Source organism: Prevotella sp. P4-51 (assembly GCF_002251455.1).
Taxonomy (GTDB): domain Bacteria; phylum Bacteroidota; class Bacteroidia; order Bacteroidales; family Bacteroidaceae; genus Prevotella.
In genome coordinates, this window is the sequence record NZ_NPJM01000017.1 from 60940 (window position 1) to 76986 (window position 16047).

At 48.6% G+C, this 16047-nt stretch carries 12 protein-coding genes and 1 tRNA gene; 7 read left to right on the forward strand and 6 right to left on the reverse strand.

Annotated features, from left to right (window positions below):
- Nucleotides 1-116: 116 nt before the first annotated feature.
- Both CIK94_RS01960 and hpt read right to left on the reverse strand, forming a co-directional pair.
- Nucleotides 117-689, reverse strand: a complete 573-nt coding sequence (locus tag CIK94_RS01960) for an adenylate kinase (protein WP_094389170.1) — start codon at nucleotides 687-689, stop codon at nucleotides 117-119.
- Nucleotides 686-1225: a hypoxanthine phosphoribosyltransferase gene (gene hpt / locus CIK94_RS01965; protein WP_022309484.1), complete on the reverse strand. Its 540-nt coding sequence runs from the start codon at nucleotides 1223-1225 to the stop codon at nucleotides 686-688. The genes CIK94_RS01960 and hpt overlap by 4 nt, the downstream gene beginning before the upstream one ends.
- A 91-nt stretch (nucleotides 1226-1316) precedes the next feature.
- On the opposite strand from hpt, the gene CIK94_RS01970 reads away from it, so the two are divergent.
- The 7 genes from CIK94_RS01970 (at nucleotide 1317) to CIK94_RS02005 (ending at nucleotide 12338) form a co-directional block, all read left to right on the forward strand.
- The gene (locus CIK94_RS01970) at nucleotides 1317-2831 is read left to right on the forward strand and encodes an NAD(P)H-hydrate dehydratase (RefSeq protein ID WP_094386658.1); all 1515 of its coding nucleotides are present in this window, start codon (nucleotides 1317-1319) and stop codon (nucleotides 2829-2831) included.
- Nucleotides 2832-2872: 41 nt separating this feature from the next.
- Nucleotides 2873-3913: a DUF4831 family protein gene (locus CIK94_RS01975; protein WP_022309482.1), complete on the forward strand. Its 1041-nt coding sequence runs from the start codon at nucleotides 2873-2875 to the stop codon at nucleotides 3911-3913.
- Nucleotides 3914-4548: 635 nt separating this feature from the next.
- Nucleotides 4549-4869, forward strand: a complete 321-nt coding sequence (locus tag CIK94_RS01980) for a nucleoside triphosphate pyrophosphohydrolase family protein (RefSeq protein ID WP_094421035.1) — start codon at nucleotides 4549-4551, stop codon at nucleotides 4867-4869.
- Between the two features lie 798 nt (nucleotides 4870-5667).
- Nucleotides 5668-8388 (forward strand): type I restriction endonuclease subunit R, encoded by a 2721-nt coding sequence (locus CIK94_RS01990; RefSeq protein ID WP_094421037.1) that lies wholly within the window; start codon nucleotides 5668-5670, stop codon nucleotides 8386-8388.
- Nucleotides 8389-8398: 10 nt separating this feature from the next.
- Nucleotides 8399-9832, forward strand: a complete 1434-nt coding sequence (locus CIK94_RS01995) for a type I restriction-modification system subunit M (RefSeq protein WP_094421039.1) — start codon at nucleotides 8399-8401, stop codon at nucleotides 9830-9832.
- Between the two features lie 4 nt (nucleotides 9833-9836).
- The gene (locus CIK94_RS02000) at nucleotides 9837-11009 is read left to right on the forward strand and encodes a YhcG family protein (protein ID WP_173845656.1); all 1173 of its coding nucleotides are present in this window, start codon (nucleotides 9837-9839) and stop codon (nucleotides 11007-11009) included.
- A gap of 3 nt (nucleotides 11010-11012) precedes the next feature.
- Nucleotides 11013-12338 (forward strand): restriction endonuclease subunit S, encoded by a 1326-nt coding sequence (locus tag CIK94_RS02005; RefSeq protein ID WP_094421041.1) that lies wholly within the window; start codon nucleotides 11013-11015, stop codon nucleotides 12336-12338.
- Here CIK94_RS02005 and CIK94_RS02010 read toward each other — a convergent pair.
- The 4 genes from CIK94_RS02010 to CIK94_RS02025 all read right to left on the reverse strand — a co-directional run bounded on the left by CIK94_RS02010 (nucleotide 12333) and on the right by CIK94_RS02025 (nucleotide 16027).
- Nucleotides 12333-13601, reverse strand: a complete 1269-nt coding sequence (locus tag CIK94_RS02010; RefSeq protein WP_254046122.1) for a restriction endonuclease subunit S — start codon at nucleotides 13599-13601, stop codon at nucleotides 12333-12335. The genes CIK94_RS02005 and CIK94_RS02010 overlap by 6 nt on opposite strands.
- Nucleotides 13602-13993: 392 nt before the next feature.
- Nucleotides 13994-14066: transfer RNA gene (locus CIK94_RS02015), tRNA-Lys, on the reverse strand.
- Between the two features lie 241 nt (nucleotides 14067-14307).
- Nucleotides 14308-15420 carry an AI-2E family transporter gene (locus CIK94_RS02020; RefSeq protein WP_094421043.1) on the reverse strand — a complete coding sequence of 371 codons (1113 nt, stop codon included), beginning with the start codon at nucleotides 15418-15420 and terminating at the stop codon, nucleotides 14308-14310.
- A 7-nt stretch (nucleotides 15421-15427) separates the two neighbouring features.
- Nucleotides 15428-16027, reverse strand: coding sequence for a thymidine kinase (locus CIK94_RS02025; protein ID WP_094389161.1), 600 nt, complete (start codon nucleotides 16025-16027; stop codon nucleotides 15428-15430).
- Nucleotides 16028-16047: the final 20 nt, after the last annotated feature.

Below are 16047 nucleotides of genomic sequence, written 5' to 3' on the forward strand. Positions count from 1 at the left end.
AGTTGGTGAAAAGTGGAGTCTAATAAAACGAAAAAAGGTTGAAGCGCCGTGTCGTGCTTGTCGTAACTATCTGCATAGGTACGTCTGCCGGCACGCTGCTTCAGCCTTTTATGATATTACAAATTGTCGATGACGGCAGTGATGTCGCCAAAGATGCGGTCGAGCTCACCCAGACCGTTGATGTGATGGTGTATGCCTTCTTTGGCGTACCATTCAATGAGGGGAGATGTCTGGTTGTGATAAACGTTGAGGCGCTTCTTGATAGTCTCTTCGTTGTCATCGCTGCGTCCGCTCTGCTGTCCGCGGAGTATGAGACGCTTCATCAGCTCGTCTTCGGGAACGTCGAGCTCAATCATGGCAGCCACCTTGTGTCCGCGCTCAGCCAGCATCTTCTTGAGGGCTTCAGCCTGGGGGATGGTGCGGGGGAATCCGTCGAAGATGACTCCCTTGTGCTCTTTGCCGAAGCTGTCGTATACGCTGGCAAGGATGTCTATCATCAGCTCGTCGGGGATAAGCTGTCCCTGGTCGATATAACTCTTGGCGGTCTTGCCCAGCTCGGTTCCGTTCTTGATTTCATTGCGCAACACGTCGCCGGTAGAGATGTGCTCAAAACCGTACTGAGCAATCATCTTGTCGCTTTGGGTGCCTTTGCCCGAACCGGGGGCACCGAAAATAACTATATTCTTCATCCTTCTACTAATGTATAAATGTCTCTGAGGTTACGACCCTCCTGGTCGTAGTCAAGTCCATAGCCCACGATGAAATCGTTGGGGATTTCCATGGCTGCATACTCTATGTTGAGGGGTATCTTCAGTTTCTCGGGTTTGAGCAGCAGCGTACAGATGTGCAGCGAGTTGGGGTTGCGGGTGCCCAGGGTGTCGAGCATGCGCTCCATGGTCTTGCCAGTGTCTACGATGTCTTCGACGATGATGACGTCGCGTCCGGTTATGTCTTCGTTGAGTCCCATCACTTCGACCACCTTGCCTGTAGAGACGGTGCCTTCATACGATGCCAACTTGACAAACGATATCTCGCATGGGATAGTGATGTGGCGCATCAAGTCAGCGGCAAAGACAAACGAGCCGTTGAGCACGGCCAGGAGCAGGGGCTTCTTGCCCTCCATGTCATGGTTGATCCTGTCGGCGACGGCCTTGACGCGTTGCTGGATTTCGTCCTCGCTAATAAACGTTTTGAACCTTTTGTCCTTAATCTGTACGATACTCATGAGTATGAATTTAATAATTTCTCGGCAAAATTACAAAAAATATAGGAAAACAGCTACGATAGTTAGTCATTTTTTCGTATTTTTGCAAGGTATGAAAATATTTACGAGCAGACAGATAAAGGAGTGGGACAGATATACCATCGAACACGAGCCCGTGAAGAGCATCGACCTGATGGAACGCGCGGCGTCGGCAGTGGCCGATGAGATAGCCCGACGCTGGGTGCCCATGAGGGTAATCGTCTTTGCCGGACCTGGCAATAATGGCGGTGATGCCCTGGCTGTGGCGCGCTTGCTGGCCGAGCGCAGTTTTACCGTGACGGTCTATCTCTTCAACATCCACAACAACCTCTCGCCCGACTGTGCCGCCAACAAGAAACGGCTGGTCGAAAGCGTCAAGGTGGAAAATTTTGTCGAGGTCAAGGTAAACTTCGACCCGCCCGTGCTCGATGCCGATACGCTCGTTGTCGACGGACTCTTCGGGGCTGGGCTCGACAAGCCTCTCGCCGGAGGCTTCTCCTCGCTCGTCAAGTATATCAACCAGAGTGAAGCGCCCGTGGTGAGCATCGACCTGCCTTCGGGCCTGATGCCCGAAGACAATTCGAGCAATGTCAGAGCCAACATCGTGCGCGCCACCCTTACCCTCACTTTCCAGCAGCTCAAGCTCTCGATGCTCTTTGCCGAGAACCAGCCCTATCTGGGCGAGGTCAAGGTGCTCGACATCCGTCTCTCCAAGTCTTTTGCTGAGAGTAAGGACAGCCGCTTCTCGCTCGTCGAGGAGGGAGAGTTGCGCTCGTTTCTGCGCCGTCGTTGGCCCTTTGCCCACAAGGGAGAGATGGGCCATGCGCTGCTGATAGCCGGCAGCTACGGCATGTCGGGAGCGGCGATACTGTCAGCCCGAGCCTGTCTGCGCTCGGGAGTGGGCAAGCTGTCGGTGCATACGCCCAAGGCCAATTATACCGTCATGCAGATGGCGGTGCCCGAGGCGGTGCTGCAGATGGATGCCAGCGAACTCAGGTTTACCGAGGCGTTAGACACCATAGCCTATTCGGCCATGGGTGTAGGTCCCGGACTGGGTACCGACGAGACTACGGCCCTCTCGCTTATATCCCAGCTGCGCCGAGCCAACTGCCCGGTGGTTATCGACGCCGATGCCATCAACATACTGGCTGCCCATCGCGCCTGGTTGCAGCAGTTGCCCAAGGACTGCATCCTCACGCCCCATCCCAAGGAGATGGAGCGCCTGTTGGGGGCGGCGTCGCACGACAGCTGTGAACTGCTCAACCGCGCATCGGAAATGGCAGCGCGCCTCCAGGCATACATACTGCTCAAGGGACACTACACCGCCCTGTGCCTGCCCTCGGGACAAGTGATATTCAACACCACGGGCAACGCCGGAATGGCTACTGCCGGATGCGGCGACGTGCTCACGGGCGTCATCACTGGACTTCTGGCGCGGGGCTACCAGCATCAGCAGGCCTGCATGCTGGGTATGTATCTCCACGGACTTGCCGGAGACCTGGCAGTGCGCACCAAGGGAATGGAGAGCCTCGTGGCGAGCGACATCGTGGACTCCCTGCCCGCAGCGTTCCGCTACATCGAAGACTGATAACATCATAGACAATACAAAAGCAAATTATAACACACGCAATGAAAAAGTATATCCTTTCGGCGCTGATGCTGCTTGCCGGCATGGGCGTTTCCCTGGCCCAACAGACTGTGGCCGGAACCACTTACTTTCTGCCCAAGACGGCGCTGAGATTTGCCGTCAAGGTAGAGAAGACCACCTACACCCCCGGACAGTTTGCCATGTACGCCTTCCGCTACATGAAGAAGAAGGACGTGGCGCTCCATCCCGCCGAGACCTATAGGGTGGTAGACATCCGCATGAACACCATCGGTGTGCCCGATTCTACCAAGCAGTTTACCCTCAATCTGGATAAGAAACTCAGCATCAGCGAGGTAGACCGCGACGAGAGCGGACTGCTGCTCGCCATCAATGCCAAGGGACGCCAGGTGGCGCTGCCCGAGCGGTTTGTGCCTGCTCCCAAGCAGCCGCAGCCCAATCCCAACGACTATATGAACGAGGATATCCTCTCGGCTGGAAGCACCGCCAAGATGGCTGAGCTCACCGCCAAGGACATCTATGACATCCGTGAGAGCCGCAACCAGCTCGCACGCGGTCAGGCAGACTTTATGCCCAAAGACGGCACCCAGTTGCGCATCATGATGGAGAACCTCGATGCCCAGGAGCGCGCGCTGTTGCAGACCTTTGAGGGAACCATGGTGAGCGACACCGTCGAGACCATCATCACCTTTGTTCCCCAGCCCGACGAGGAGCGCAGCGTGCTCTTCCGCTTCTCCCAGCATCTGGGTATCACCGATGCCGACGACTTGGCGGGTACACCTTATTATATAATGGTGGCTCCAGAGGGCAATGTGCCCGAAGGCGGACCTGCCGAGAAGGAGTCCAAGGACAATTTCGGGCTCTGCGTCAACATCCCCGACAAAATCCAAGTCACGCTCACCCACGACAGCCGTATCGTGAAGACCTATGAGTGCTACGCCGGACAGTTTGGACGTACCGAGTATCTCAGCGCCGAGCTCTTCGGCAAGAAGAATACCAGCCACATCCTGCTCAATCCTATCAGCGGAAGCATCGAGAAGATAGAGAGCGAGACGCTGAAGTAGCCCCGCATCCCCCGCGGTCATCGGCTGATGGGCGGTCATAAAGTCCTCCGTCAGCCCCTTGCCAGCGGGCAAAATGAAGGCCATCGACACGCAATAAGAGATTTTTAATATATTAAAATCGGAAAATGCTATGCATATTTTGTAAAAAGTATGTAACTTTGCAGTCGTAATAGTGAAACAAAAAAGAAGCATTTATATGAAGTGTGTAACTATTTGGTTGAGAAAATGATGTAAAGATTTGAAATTCTGTAAACTTTTTAATCAGTCGGAGGACTGGAGGCGACGGGCAATGCCCACAGATGTTGTGATAACATTGCGTCGGGTGTTAAGGTGGTTACTTACAACCGCTCGTTGTTGATATTAAAAAGTCTTTTTCCTTAAACAAAACAAGTTTTTGTCCCGCCGAAGAGTATGATGTCGAGAGACATGGGCTTTCAGGCGTTTTTTTTATGCCCTTACGTGTAGCCTCCGCTGCGCCCTCGTGCCCTTTGCTCTCTTTCTTTTCCCTTGTCGTCGGGCGCCAAGCCAGATGGCAGGCTCTGGAAACTGCTCCCATTCTTTTTCCCGTTATCCATACAACATTTGCGAAGTTCGCGCGTTACCATTATAATAGAACTATACAACAAATACTGCTTATGGATTTTGATGAATATCAGCAGAAGGCACTCGACACCGCCATCTATCCCCATCCCATCGTCTACCCCACATTGGGATTGACCGGAGAAGCCGGCGAGGTGGCCGACAAGGTAAAGAAAGTGATACGCGACAATCAGGGAGAGTTCGGCGACGAGCGCCGCCTCGAGATAGCCAAAGAGATAGGCGACGTACTCTGGTATTGTGCCATGCTCGCCCACGACCTCGGCTATACCTTTGACCAGATAGCCCAAATCAATTGCGACAAGATAGCAGCCCGCAAAAATGCCGGAACGATACACGGTGAGGGCGATAACCGATAGGGTGGAGACAGGTATCTTCTCGGAATCATATACCACCCGCATCATTTCCGCTTTCACTATGCCGAAATGAATAGAGATGATGTCTGTTTGTAATTCCTTGTCCTGTTTCTCTAAATCATTCTTGTATTTCTCGGTTTCGATATGCTAATTATCTAAATCATAGTTTGCCACCATGTATAACATAAGTGCCACATGTAAGTAGCCCGTCCTCTTGAATATGCCTATAACGACAGGTATAAGACTGATGATGCAGCAGAAGTCTGTTGAAGTTGCGTGTCTTCTATCGTGTATGCCGGTTTGTGGCGAAAGTTCTGGAGGCTTTATGGAGTGTAGGATAATTGACCCATTCGACAATTTTCTTTCTGATAATGTAAATTTTCAACAGATTTACAAAGCGTTCTCACATACTTTGTGTATCTTTGCCATACATATATTATAAGGTATGCCAAAAGGACAGGTCATTAGATTGAAGATAGTTCTTGCCGAGAAGCAGAGATTCAATAAGTGGCTTGTCGAACAGTTGGGTAAGGACTTGGCAAGACATCCAAGCGGATGACAAATGCAAGTCTGCCATACCTTAAAAACCTTCTGCGCATTGCGAAAGCATTGAGTGTAGATGTGGCAAGATTGTTAAATACTGAAGTGGTCATCGATGATGGCGTATGAAGCCAATGTGCCAAGCCGATTTCTTGCAAGGGAAAGGCAGGGGACATGATTCGTAGTGGAAAAGGGCATGATATGCTGCCGTTGATAACTTCCGATAATATGCTATTATCAGAAAAAGAGGAGGAATAACCTATGACGCCAGAGAAAAAAGCGAGAATAAAGATAGACCGTTGGTTCACAGAAGCAGGTTGGCAGGTAGTCAACCGTGACGAGTTTGAACCTACGATGTCTGCTGTGGCTGTGCGTGAAGGATTGCTCGAAGGTAATCTCGAGGCCGACTATCTTATGTTTGTCAACGGCAAGGTTTGTGGTGTGCTGGAAGCCAAGCGTGAGGATGTCGATGTCGATTCGGATATAGTGAGCGACCAGGTGGCCACTTACGCCAAGAGTGTTCCTGGCTGCTACCAGACTTGGCAGAAACCTACGCCCCTTTTATTTAAGTCTAATGGTAAGGTTGTCTTATTCCAAGATTTTCGCAAGACAAACACGGAATGGGATACAATCAACCGTATCCATACGCCCAAAGAGGTCGTAAGTATGCTTGGCATCGACGACCCGTTTGCCGGCTTGCCTACGTTGAGCAAGAAGGGATTGCGTGACTGCCAGTATGAGGCTGTCACCGAGTTGGAAAAGAGTTTCCGTAGTGGGCAAAAGCGTGCCCTTATGGTGTTGGCAACTGGTGCGGGAAAGACTTATACGGCGTGCCTTGCAGCCTATCGCATGCTGACGTACACCCCGATGCGTCGAGTGCTATTCCTCGTCGACCGCAACAATCTCGGACGGCAGGCCGAGAATGAGTTTGGTACGTTCCGCCTTACAGGCAATGGTGAGGCGTTCAACAATATCTATGGAGTGGAGCGCTTGAAGTCGGCAAAAATACCATCCGACTGCAATGTGCTGATTTCAACCATTCAGCGTCTGTTCTCACTGCTGAAAGGTGAGGACATCGTGGACAATGACGAGGATGACAATGACGAGGCGACAGCCGAAGTGAGGCTCCCTGCCACTCCCAAGCTGCCCCATGATTTCTTCGACTTGATTATCATCGACGAGTGTCACCGCAGTATTTACGGCAACTGGCGCAAGGTGCTTGAATACTTTGACACCGCCCGACTGATAGGTCTTACCGCAACGCCTATTCCCGAAACTATGGCTTTCTTCAACAACAACCGCATCGTAAACTATACGCTTGAGAAGAGTATCGTGGATGGTGTGAATGTGGACAACCGCGTGTATCGCATCATGACAGAGGTGACGGAGAATGGCGGCGCAATCTTGAGGGGCGACCGAGTGCGTGTGGAGACTCGTTATACGGGCCAGACGGTGGAGATAAGTACGCGCGAGACTAAGAATTATTCCAAGGCAGAGCTAAACCGCTCTATAATCAATCCCTCTCAGATAAAACTCATTCTTACCACATATCGCGATGCCGTGTATACGGAAATGTTCAATGACCCACAGCGTGAGCCAAACTTTGCCTATCTTCCCAAGACGCTTATTTTTGCGCTCAACGAGATGCATGCCGCCAATATCGTGAACATAGCCAAAGAGGTATTTGGAGAGAAGTGTCCCGATGCCGATATGGATCGATATGTACAGAAGATTACCTATTCGTCGGGCGACAGCAATGAACTCATCCGCCAGTTCCGCAACGACCGCGACTTCCGTATCGCCGTCACTTGCACGCTGGTGGCTACGGGTACCGACGTGAAACCACTCGAAGTGGTGATGTTCATGCGTGACGTGGAGTCCGAACCGCTTTACATTCAGATGAAGGGACGCGGCGTGCGCACCATTGGTGACGAACAGCTTAGAGCAGTGACTCCCAATGCCTTCAGCAAGGATTACTTTTTCCTTGTCGATGCTGTGGGTGTCTCCGAGCACGCGAAGTCTGTTGCCAGACCAAGCGATAGTCCCGATATCGTCAGGTTGACACTGAAGCAATTGCTTGAGCGCATCGCTCATGGCAATCTGTCTGATGAGTATCTGAAACGTCTGGCTTCCACTTTGTCCCGATTGCACAATAAGTCCGACGACTCTCAGCGTGCAGAGTTCGAACGGTTGGCAAGCGACTCTATGAACGCTATTGCACAGCGTATATACGAGGCATTGGAGGGCGACACGCTGCCGCCTTACTATGATGTCAACGCCCCCAACAACGAGCGCAAAGGTCTTGTCGCACCTGTCGCCAATCATGCCGATGTGCGCCGATACATTCTTATTCTTGCGGCTGGCTTTGTCAATACGCTCATGCCTGGCGAAGATACGCTTATCTCTAAAGGCTTCTCATTGGAAGAAGCCGAAGAGACAACAGAGGCTTTTGAGCAGTACTGCAATGAACATGCAGACGAGATTGAGGCATTGCGCATCATCTATAACCAGAGTGGCGATCCTATCACTTATAGCATGATGAAAGACCTGGAGAACAAACTGAAGATGGAGAACTCTCGCTTCAGTACGAGGCAGTTGTGGAACTCTTACGCCATCGTTAGTCCTCATTGTGTGCGCCGTGCCACCAAGAAGGAAGAGAGCGAGGCAATTACCAACATCATACAGTTGGTGCGCTTTGCCTTCCACCAGATAGAACGGCTTGAAAGTGTCTGCACTACAGCCCGGCAGTATTTCAATCTTTGGTGCGGACAGTGGCACCGAGAGATAACGGATAGGCAGAAAGAACTGATGAGCCAGATTGTGGACTATGTGGCAAGCAATGGCGCTTGCACCATCGATGATATTCGCGACGACGACCGCACGCAGGCAGCACAGATGATAGCAGCGTTCGGTTCCAAGCAGAAAGCTGATGACGCTCTTCTCTCTTTGTTTAATTTTGTAGTTTTAGGTAAAACAGCATAACCATTTAAGTATGACAAACAATACATCTACCGAGCAGTCGCTCACCAAGAAAGTATGGACTCTTGCCACCACTCTTGCCGGAGTAGGAATTGGCTTTACTGACTATATCACCCAACTTACCTATCTGCTTTTCCTGAAGATGGATGCAGAGAATGTGGAAATGTTTGGTGAGAACTCGGCTATTCCTGACGGCTACCAGTGGCACGACCTTACCAGTCTGGATGGCCTGGACCTTATCTCGCAGTACGAGGAAACGTTGAAGATTCTTAGCGCCCAGGGTAATCTTATCGGTACCATCTACACCAAGGCGCAGAACAAGATAGACAAGCCCGTGTATCTGAAGAAAGTCATAACGATGATAGATGAGGAGCAATGGCTCGTTATGGATGGCGACGTGAAGGGTGCCATCTATGAGAGCATATTGGAGCGCAACGGCCAGGACAAGAAGAGCGGCGCTGGACAGTACTTCACGCCGCGTCCGCTCATCACGGCTATGGTCGACTGTGTCAATCCGCAGATTGGCGAGACCGTATGCGACCCTGCTTGTGGTACGGGTGGCTTCCTCCTTTCGGCCTACGATTATATGAAAAATCAATCGGCAAGCAAGGAGAAACGCGACTTCCTGCGTAACAAGGCTTTGCGTGGCATGGATATCACGCCTCTTGTGGTCACGCTCGCCTCTATGAACCTCTATCTGCATGGTGTGGGCACAGACCGTAGCCCCATCACTTGCGAGGACTCGTTGGAACGAGAGCCTAAGTCGTTGGTGGATGTGATTCTTGCCAATCCGCCTTTCGGTCAGCGTCCAGCAGGTTCGGTGGACTTGAACCGACAGGACTTCTATGTAGAGACCAAGAACAACCAGCTTAACTTCCTCCAGCACATGATGCTGATGCTGAAGAATGGTGGCCGTGCCGCAGTGGTGCTTCCCGACAATGTGCTCTTTGAGGGTGGCGCCGGCGAGACTATCCGCAAACGCCTTCTCTCTGACTTCAATCTCCATACCATTCTCCGTCTGCCTACGGGAATTTTCTATGCACAGGGAGTGAAGGCCAATGTGCTGTTCTTCACCAAGGGGCAGCCCACCAAGGATGTCTGGTTCTACGATTACCGTACGGATGTCAAGCATACCCTTGCCACCAACAAGTTGGAGCGTCGTCATCTCGACGACTTCGTGAAGTGCTACAATCCCGCTGACATCAACAATCGCACCGAGACTTACGATGCAGATAGTAATCCATCGGGCCGTTGGCGCAAATATAGCATTGACGAGATAGTAGCCCGTGACAAAACTTCACTCGATATCACCTGGATTAAGCAAGGTGGCGAGGAAGAGGAACGTACCTTGGAAGAGCTGATGACTACTATAAAGGAGCAGAGCCAGAGTATCAGCAAGGCGGTGAGTGAGTTAGAGAAGTTGTTGGGAGATATTGACGAGGATTGATAAAATGGCAAACAACATTATAGATAATAATATAAGTTCTTTGCAAGAAAAGCAGTTCGCAGAGGTTGTAGAATTAATTATACAGCATAAATGCCGTGCTTCTGTAGCCGTGAACAATGAAACATTATTCACGGCATGGTCTGTAGGTAAGTATGTGTCTGCTAAACTCAAAAACGAAGAATGGGGAAGTAAGGTCGTTTCTCAATTATCGGAATATATTCGTGCAAAACGTCCAGATGTAAAAGGCTTTAGTCGAAGCAGTATTTATAATATGGTGATGTTTTATGAAGAGTACTCCTCTGACGCATTTCAAAAAGTCATCGGCATGTATCTTTCTGCAAATTCATCATCAAACAATGATATTGGGTATCGTAATTATTCAAACTTGCAAGATTCCGAACGCAACAATCAAGCAACGGAAATTGTCCAGATGCCGTCTGGACAATTTCCTGATGTGTTGTGTTTGACGACTTTATCTAATCATTATGACATCTTGTGTCGATGTCGTAGCTCTGAGGAACGTTTATTCTATATACTTTATGCACATAAAGAAAATCTGAAGAACAAGGAGTTGCAACGTGCTATTTCTACGCAAACATATGAAACATTATTGCGAAGAAAAATTAATCTGTCGAAAGGATTGCTTGAAACATACCCAGACTCACCAATAATGTTCAAAGATACTTACTTTGTGGATTTCCTCAACTTGCCAAAGAAACATAATGAGTTGCACCTTAAGCATGGACTGATAGAACATATGAAGCAATTTATCCTTGAGCTGGGGAAGGACTTCATATTTATGGATCAAGAATATTGTTTGACTGTTGGTGCTTCTTCGTTCAAGGCTGACTTGCTGTTCTTCCATCGTGGACTACAAGCTCTCGTTGCTGTAGAATTAAAGAAAACGAAGTTCCATCCGCGCGACCTCGGTCAGTTGGAATTCTATCTTGAGGCTCTTGACCGTGATGTAAAGCGTTCAAACGAAAACCCTTCTATTGGTATCATTCTATGTCCCGATGCCGACAAGGTGGTTGTTGAGTATGCTATGAGTCGTAGCATGAGTCCAACAATGATAGCAGAGTATAAACGCATCTTGATACCACAGGAACAAATGCAACAGCAGTTAAGAGAGTTTTGCCAATTCTTTTTAACTGAAGATAGCCCGAAAAAGAAATAACAAATGAATACTAAAGCATTACGCCAAAAGATACTTGACCTTGCGATACATGGTAAACTTGTACCGCAAGACCCCAACGATGAGCCCGCATCAGTGCTCCTCGAGCGCATCCGTGCCGAGAAAGAACGCCTTGTCAAGGAAGGTAAAATCAAACGTCCTAAAAAGACGAAGGCTACTTCTGATAAGCCGCATTATGAGAACAAGTTGCCAAATGGATGGTGTCTTACAAACATAGGTGAACTTTTAATTAATCGTGATGGAGAGAGAAAACCAGTATCTTCCGCTATTCGTAATAAGCAGAAAAACAAAGTTTATAATTACTATGGTGCAGCTGGTATTATAGATAAGGTTGATGGTTATCTCTTTAATGAAAGATTGCTGCTTATCGGAGAGGATGGGGCGAATTTGTTGTCAAGAAGCAAAGATAATGCTTTTTTTGCTGACGGAAAATATTGGGTAAACAATCATGCACATGTATTGGATGCAATAGATAAGAATTTGCTTGATTTTGTAGCTATCGTTATTAATGCTATGAAATTGGATGACTATATTACAGGCTCTGCCCAACCTAAATTGTCCCAAGACAATCTGAATAAAATACCCATAGCGTTGCCTCCACTTTATGAGCAAATACGAATAGTTGCAAAACTTAAATACTGGTTTTCATTTGTAGATTGGATAGAGTATAATAAAGGCAACCTACAAGATACTATCAAACAAGTAAAATCTAAAGTTCTCGACCTCGCTATTCACGGTAAACTCGTACCCCAAGACCCTACGGACGAACCTGCCAGCGAACTGCTCAAGCGCATCAATCCTAAGGCTGAAATCACTTGTGATAACGGGCATTATCAGAAGTTGCCCGAAGGATGGGTGATTACGCCCATGCAAACACTATGTGCTTTGGTAGATGGAGAGAAGCAAAATGGCATAGAAAGAATAAATCTTGATGTGAAGTATCTGCGTGGAGAACGAGAAGCTAAAGTATTAACGTCAGGCAAATATACAGCTGCAAACACTTTACTGATTTTAGTGGATGGTGAAAACTCTGGAGAAGTTTTTCGTGCGCCAGTAGATGGCTATCAAGGTAGCACGTTCAAGCAACTTTCCATTCATGAAGAAATGTACACCGACTATGTTCTACAAGTAATAAACCTGCATCGAAAGACGCTAAGAGAGAATAAAGTCGGTTCAGCCATTCCGCACCTGAACAAGAAGTTATTCAAGGCTATCAATGTGCCTATACCTCCATACGAAGAACAAAAAAGGATTGTAAATGCCATAAACCAAACATTTACAATCCTCGATACAATAATGGAGAATCTATAGATTTTCAACGATACTATCCAGCTTTTCAAAAACTTGCTGTAAATACTGTACAATTCGATATTGTTCTGCGAGAGGAGGTAACCATAGAGTTATCTCCTCAAATTGTTTTCTTGTAATATGAATCATTCCAGAACCATGCGATTTTCGATAGAATTCAGTTATCATTGCATGGAAAGCATAGTACAGATATTTTTTATCCATAAAAGGATAAGGTACAACTTTAAATATATGCTGATTTAGCCAAGCATCCTCACCTTTCCAAATATATGTACCCAATGATGCTGCCCATGCAAACAGTAAATCACCTTTTTTAATTAAATATTTTTCTTCGTATTCATTTTTTGTGCGATTGTAATATGCATTTGGATCATTCAGATTCTGAATTCTAATAATAGGCAGACCTGTCTGTTCCCATTCTTCTGGTTTGAAAGCACGTCCATTGATATATTCGGCAACATCTCCGACTTTTAAAATAGCCCATCCTTCAGGCAACTTCTGATAATGCCCGTTATCACAAGTGATTTCTGCCTTGGGATTAATGCGCTTGAGCAGTTCACTTGCAGGCTCATCCGTTGGGTCTTGTGGTACGAGTTTGCCGTGAATGGCGAGGTCGAGAATTTTTGATTTTGCAAGTTTGATGTTATTGGCTAAATTGAATTTATCCTTTTCAATTAAATCAATTAAACCAAACCAACGCTTTATCTCTGCAACGATTCTTTCTTGTTCTGCGACTGAAGGAAGTGGAACTTCTAATTCAGTGAATATTGCTTTGTTAACACGTTGTTGACCAACTACTCCTTTAAAGTATTTTGTTCCTTGCGAAATATACCATGATGACTTAAACAAATATAAATAGAATGGAGCATAAACACCCAAACTTCTTAATATTACAAGTTCTGTTGTTCCTGTTCCAACCCCATTTGGAAGAGACTGCAATATACAAGATTTTAAATTTTCAAAGCATGGTGAGATTTTTGCGACACCAATATCTCCATCTTGAAAATGACAATATCCTTTTTTTACATCCCCCCAATTTCTAATTTCAAAAGAATGTTTACCAGAAAAGCCATCATCTACACATGCCATAGGTATAAAACCTATTTCAGTATTGTCATTTATTTCACTTTTGGGATTAAGCAGAAACAAATCGGACATTTGTGCCATAATCCAAGATCTTGGAATATTGAAAGGTTCATTCTCATAATGCGGCTTATCAGAAGTAATCGGACTATCGCTGCGGCGAAAGATGATGTTGGTTATCATCTGTATATAAACAAAAAAGAATAAATAGTAGTTTTCAGTTTCCTCTTTATTGTGTGACTCGCATGAGCATGTGTTCTTTTGTTTTACTTATGGTCCAACCATATGTGAAAGTTATTCATATTATGGCTTCGCAATTCTACTGCTTTTGTATTATGTAGTGTCCAGCCTTCTATTGGGTGTGAGAAGCAGCATCGTTATGTTTGACGGGAAACGAGGTGGTAGCTGGTGTAGACCCCAAAATTGTCCGCCCCGCCTCCGCATTTCATCATTGTCCTGAATTGTCCCCTGGTTTATCGGGTGAGCCGTGTCCTGTACAGATGTAGAGCGTACTTCTGAAAGCCCAAAGTGCATGATTAACAAAAAAAGAGGAGAACTTATCGTTCTCCTCTTCGTGACTCGCATGGGGCTCGAACCCATGACCCCAACATTAAAAGTGTTGTGCTCTACCAGCTGAGCTAGCGAGTCGCTCACAGCTATCATTTCTGAAAGCGAGTGCAAAGTTACTAATATTTATTTTACTGTGCAAATAATTTCCTTACTTTTTTACCCGTTTCGTATTGTGATGGGTAACAGGGAGTTTATGTCTATTCTTGTTCTGGTCATTTGGCTCGCTGTGGGTGGTGGCGGTGGTAGGGCGGTGGGCCTGACCGGAACTGCCGGTGTCGTGGCATCGCTGGAGGGTGTCATGGCGGTAATGGCGGGGAGCTTATTGCTGTTGAGGCTGTTGACTCTCAGCCTGGCTGGCGGGCTCACCAGCCTTCTCCTTGGTCACATAGCGTTGCCAGTAGGCGATGATGAGGGTGGTGAGGGGCAGGGCGATAATCAGTCCGATGAAGCCCAGCAGCGCACCCCATACCGACAGCGACAGCAGTAGTATGGCTGGGTTGAGGCCCATGGCCTTGCCCATAATCTTGGGCGTCACTATCATGTCGGTAATCAGCTGTACCACAGCAAAGAGCCCCACAGCCAGTCCGAAGATGAGCCAGAAGCTCTGTCCCGTGTCGGCAGCTTTGAGCATGGCAAGGAATGCGGTGGGGATGAGGGCGAAGGTGTGGAGATAGGGCACCAGGTCCATGATGCCGATGAGGATGCCCAAGCCTATAGCCATGGGGAAGTCCATGATAGAGAAGCCTATGCAGAACATCACGCCCATACACAGTGCCACGAGACCCTGCCCGCGGATATAGTTGTTGAGTTCGCGCTCCACGTCTTTGGCCAGCACGCTCCAGAAGGGGCGGTTCTTCTTCGGGAATATGCGTATCCAGTTGGTGGTGAGGTATTCGTAGTCGAGCAGGATGAAGAACATATAGAGCAGCGTAATCATCGAGGCGATGATGCTGATGATGACGTTGGCGGTCTGACCCACAAAACTGAACAGCTTGGGCATGGCGCTCTTGACGGCATTGTTGAAGTCGTCGCTGCGGAAGAAGCGCTCCACCTCGGTATGGTTTTCCTCGACCCATGACGAGATATATGCCGTGAGGTCATTGGTGTGGGTGGTCTGTCTCACCCAGCGGGCGAGGATGTCGCCGAGCTTCTGAAACTGCTCAATCATAGGCGGGATGATGAGGTAGACCACTCCGCCGATGACCGCCAGCACCATGACCATGGTGATGACGATGGCGAGCGCACGTACCCTTACGCCCATCTTGTGCTGCACAAACTTGACGATGGGGTAGAGCAGATAGGCGAAGAGCCATGCCACACAGAAGGGCAGCAGCACTCCGCTGAGATAGTTGACCAGACAGAACACACCCAGGGTGAGTGCCACCAGTCCGGCGCGGCGTATAAACAGGTCAAAGGTTATCTCCTTGCTCATATTCTTGTCATTCTTCTTGGTTGTTTTGTCCTTCCTCCTTGACGGCTTGCTGATAGCAGGTGCGGCAGAGAGGCTCGTACTCCTGGGCCTCACCCAGCATTACCCGGCGGTCGTTCTTGACCAGTCGGTGACTCACGTAGGCCAGCGCGCCACACTTCACACAGATGGCATGCACCTTGGTCACCTCGTCGGCCACGGCACACAGCGCAGGGATTGGGCCGAAGGGCACACCCTGGAAGTCCATGTCCAGTCCGGCGATGATGACGCGCACGCCGCGGTTGGCCAGCTGGTTGCACACGTCGACCAAGCTCTCGTCGAGGAATTGGGCCTCGTCGATGCCCACCACGTCGATGTCTGACGACAGCAGCAGTATCGATGCCGAGGCGTCGATGGGTGTGCTGGGGATGGCGTTATGGTCATGGCTTACCACGTCTTCGTCTGAGTAGCGGGTGTCTATCGCCGGCTTGAAGATTTCTACCTTCTGCTTGGCAAACTTCGCGCGCTTCATTCTCCTTATCAGTTCTTCGGTCTTACCCGAGAACATCGAACCGCAAATCACCTCGATTCTTCCGGGACGATGGGTTTCTCTGTATATATTCTCCATCATAATGCTACAAAATTACGAAG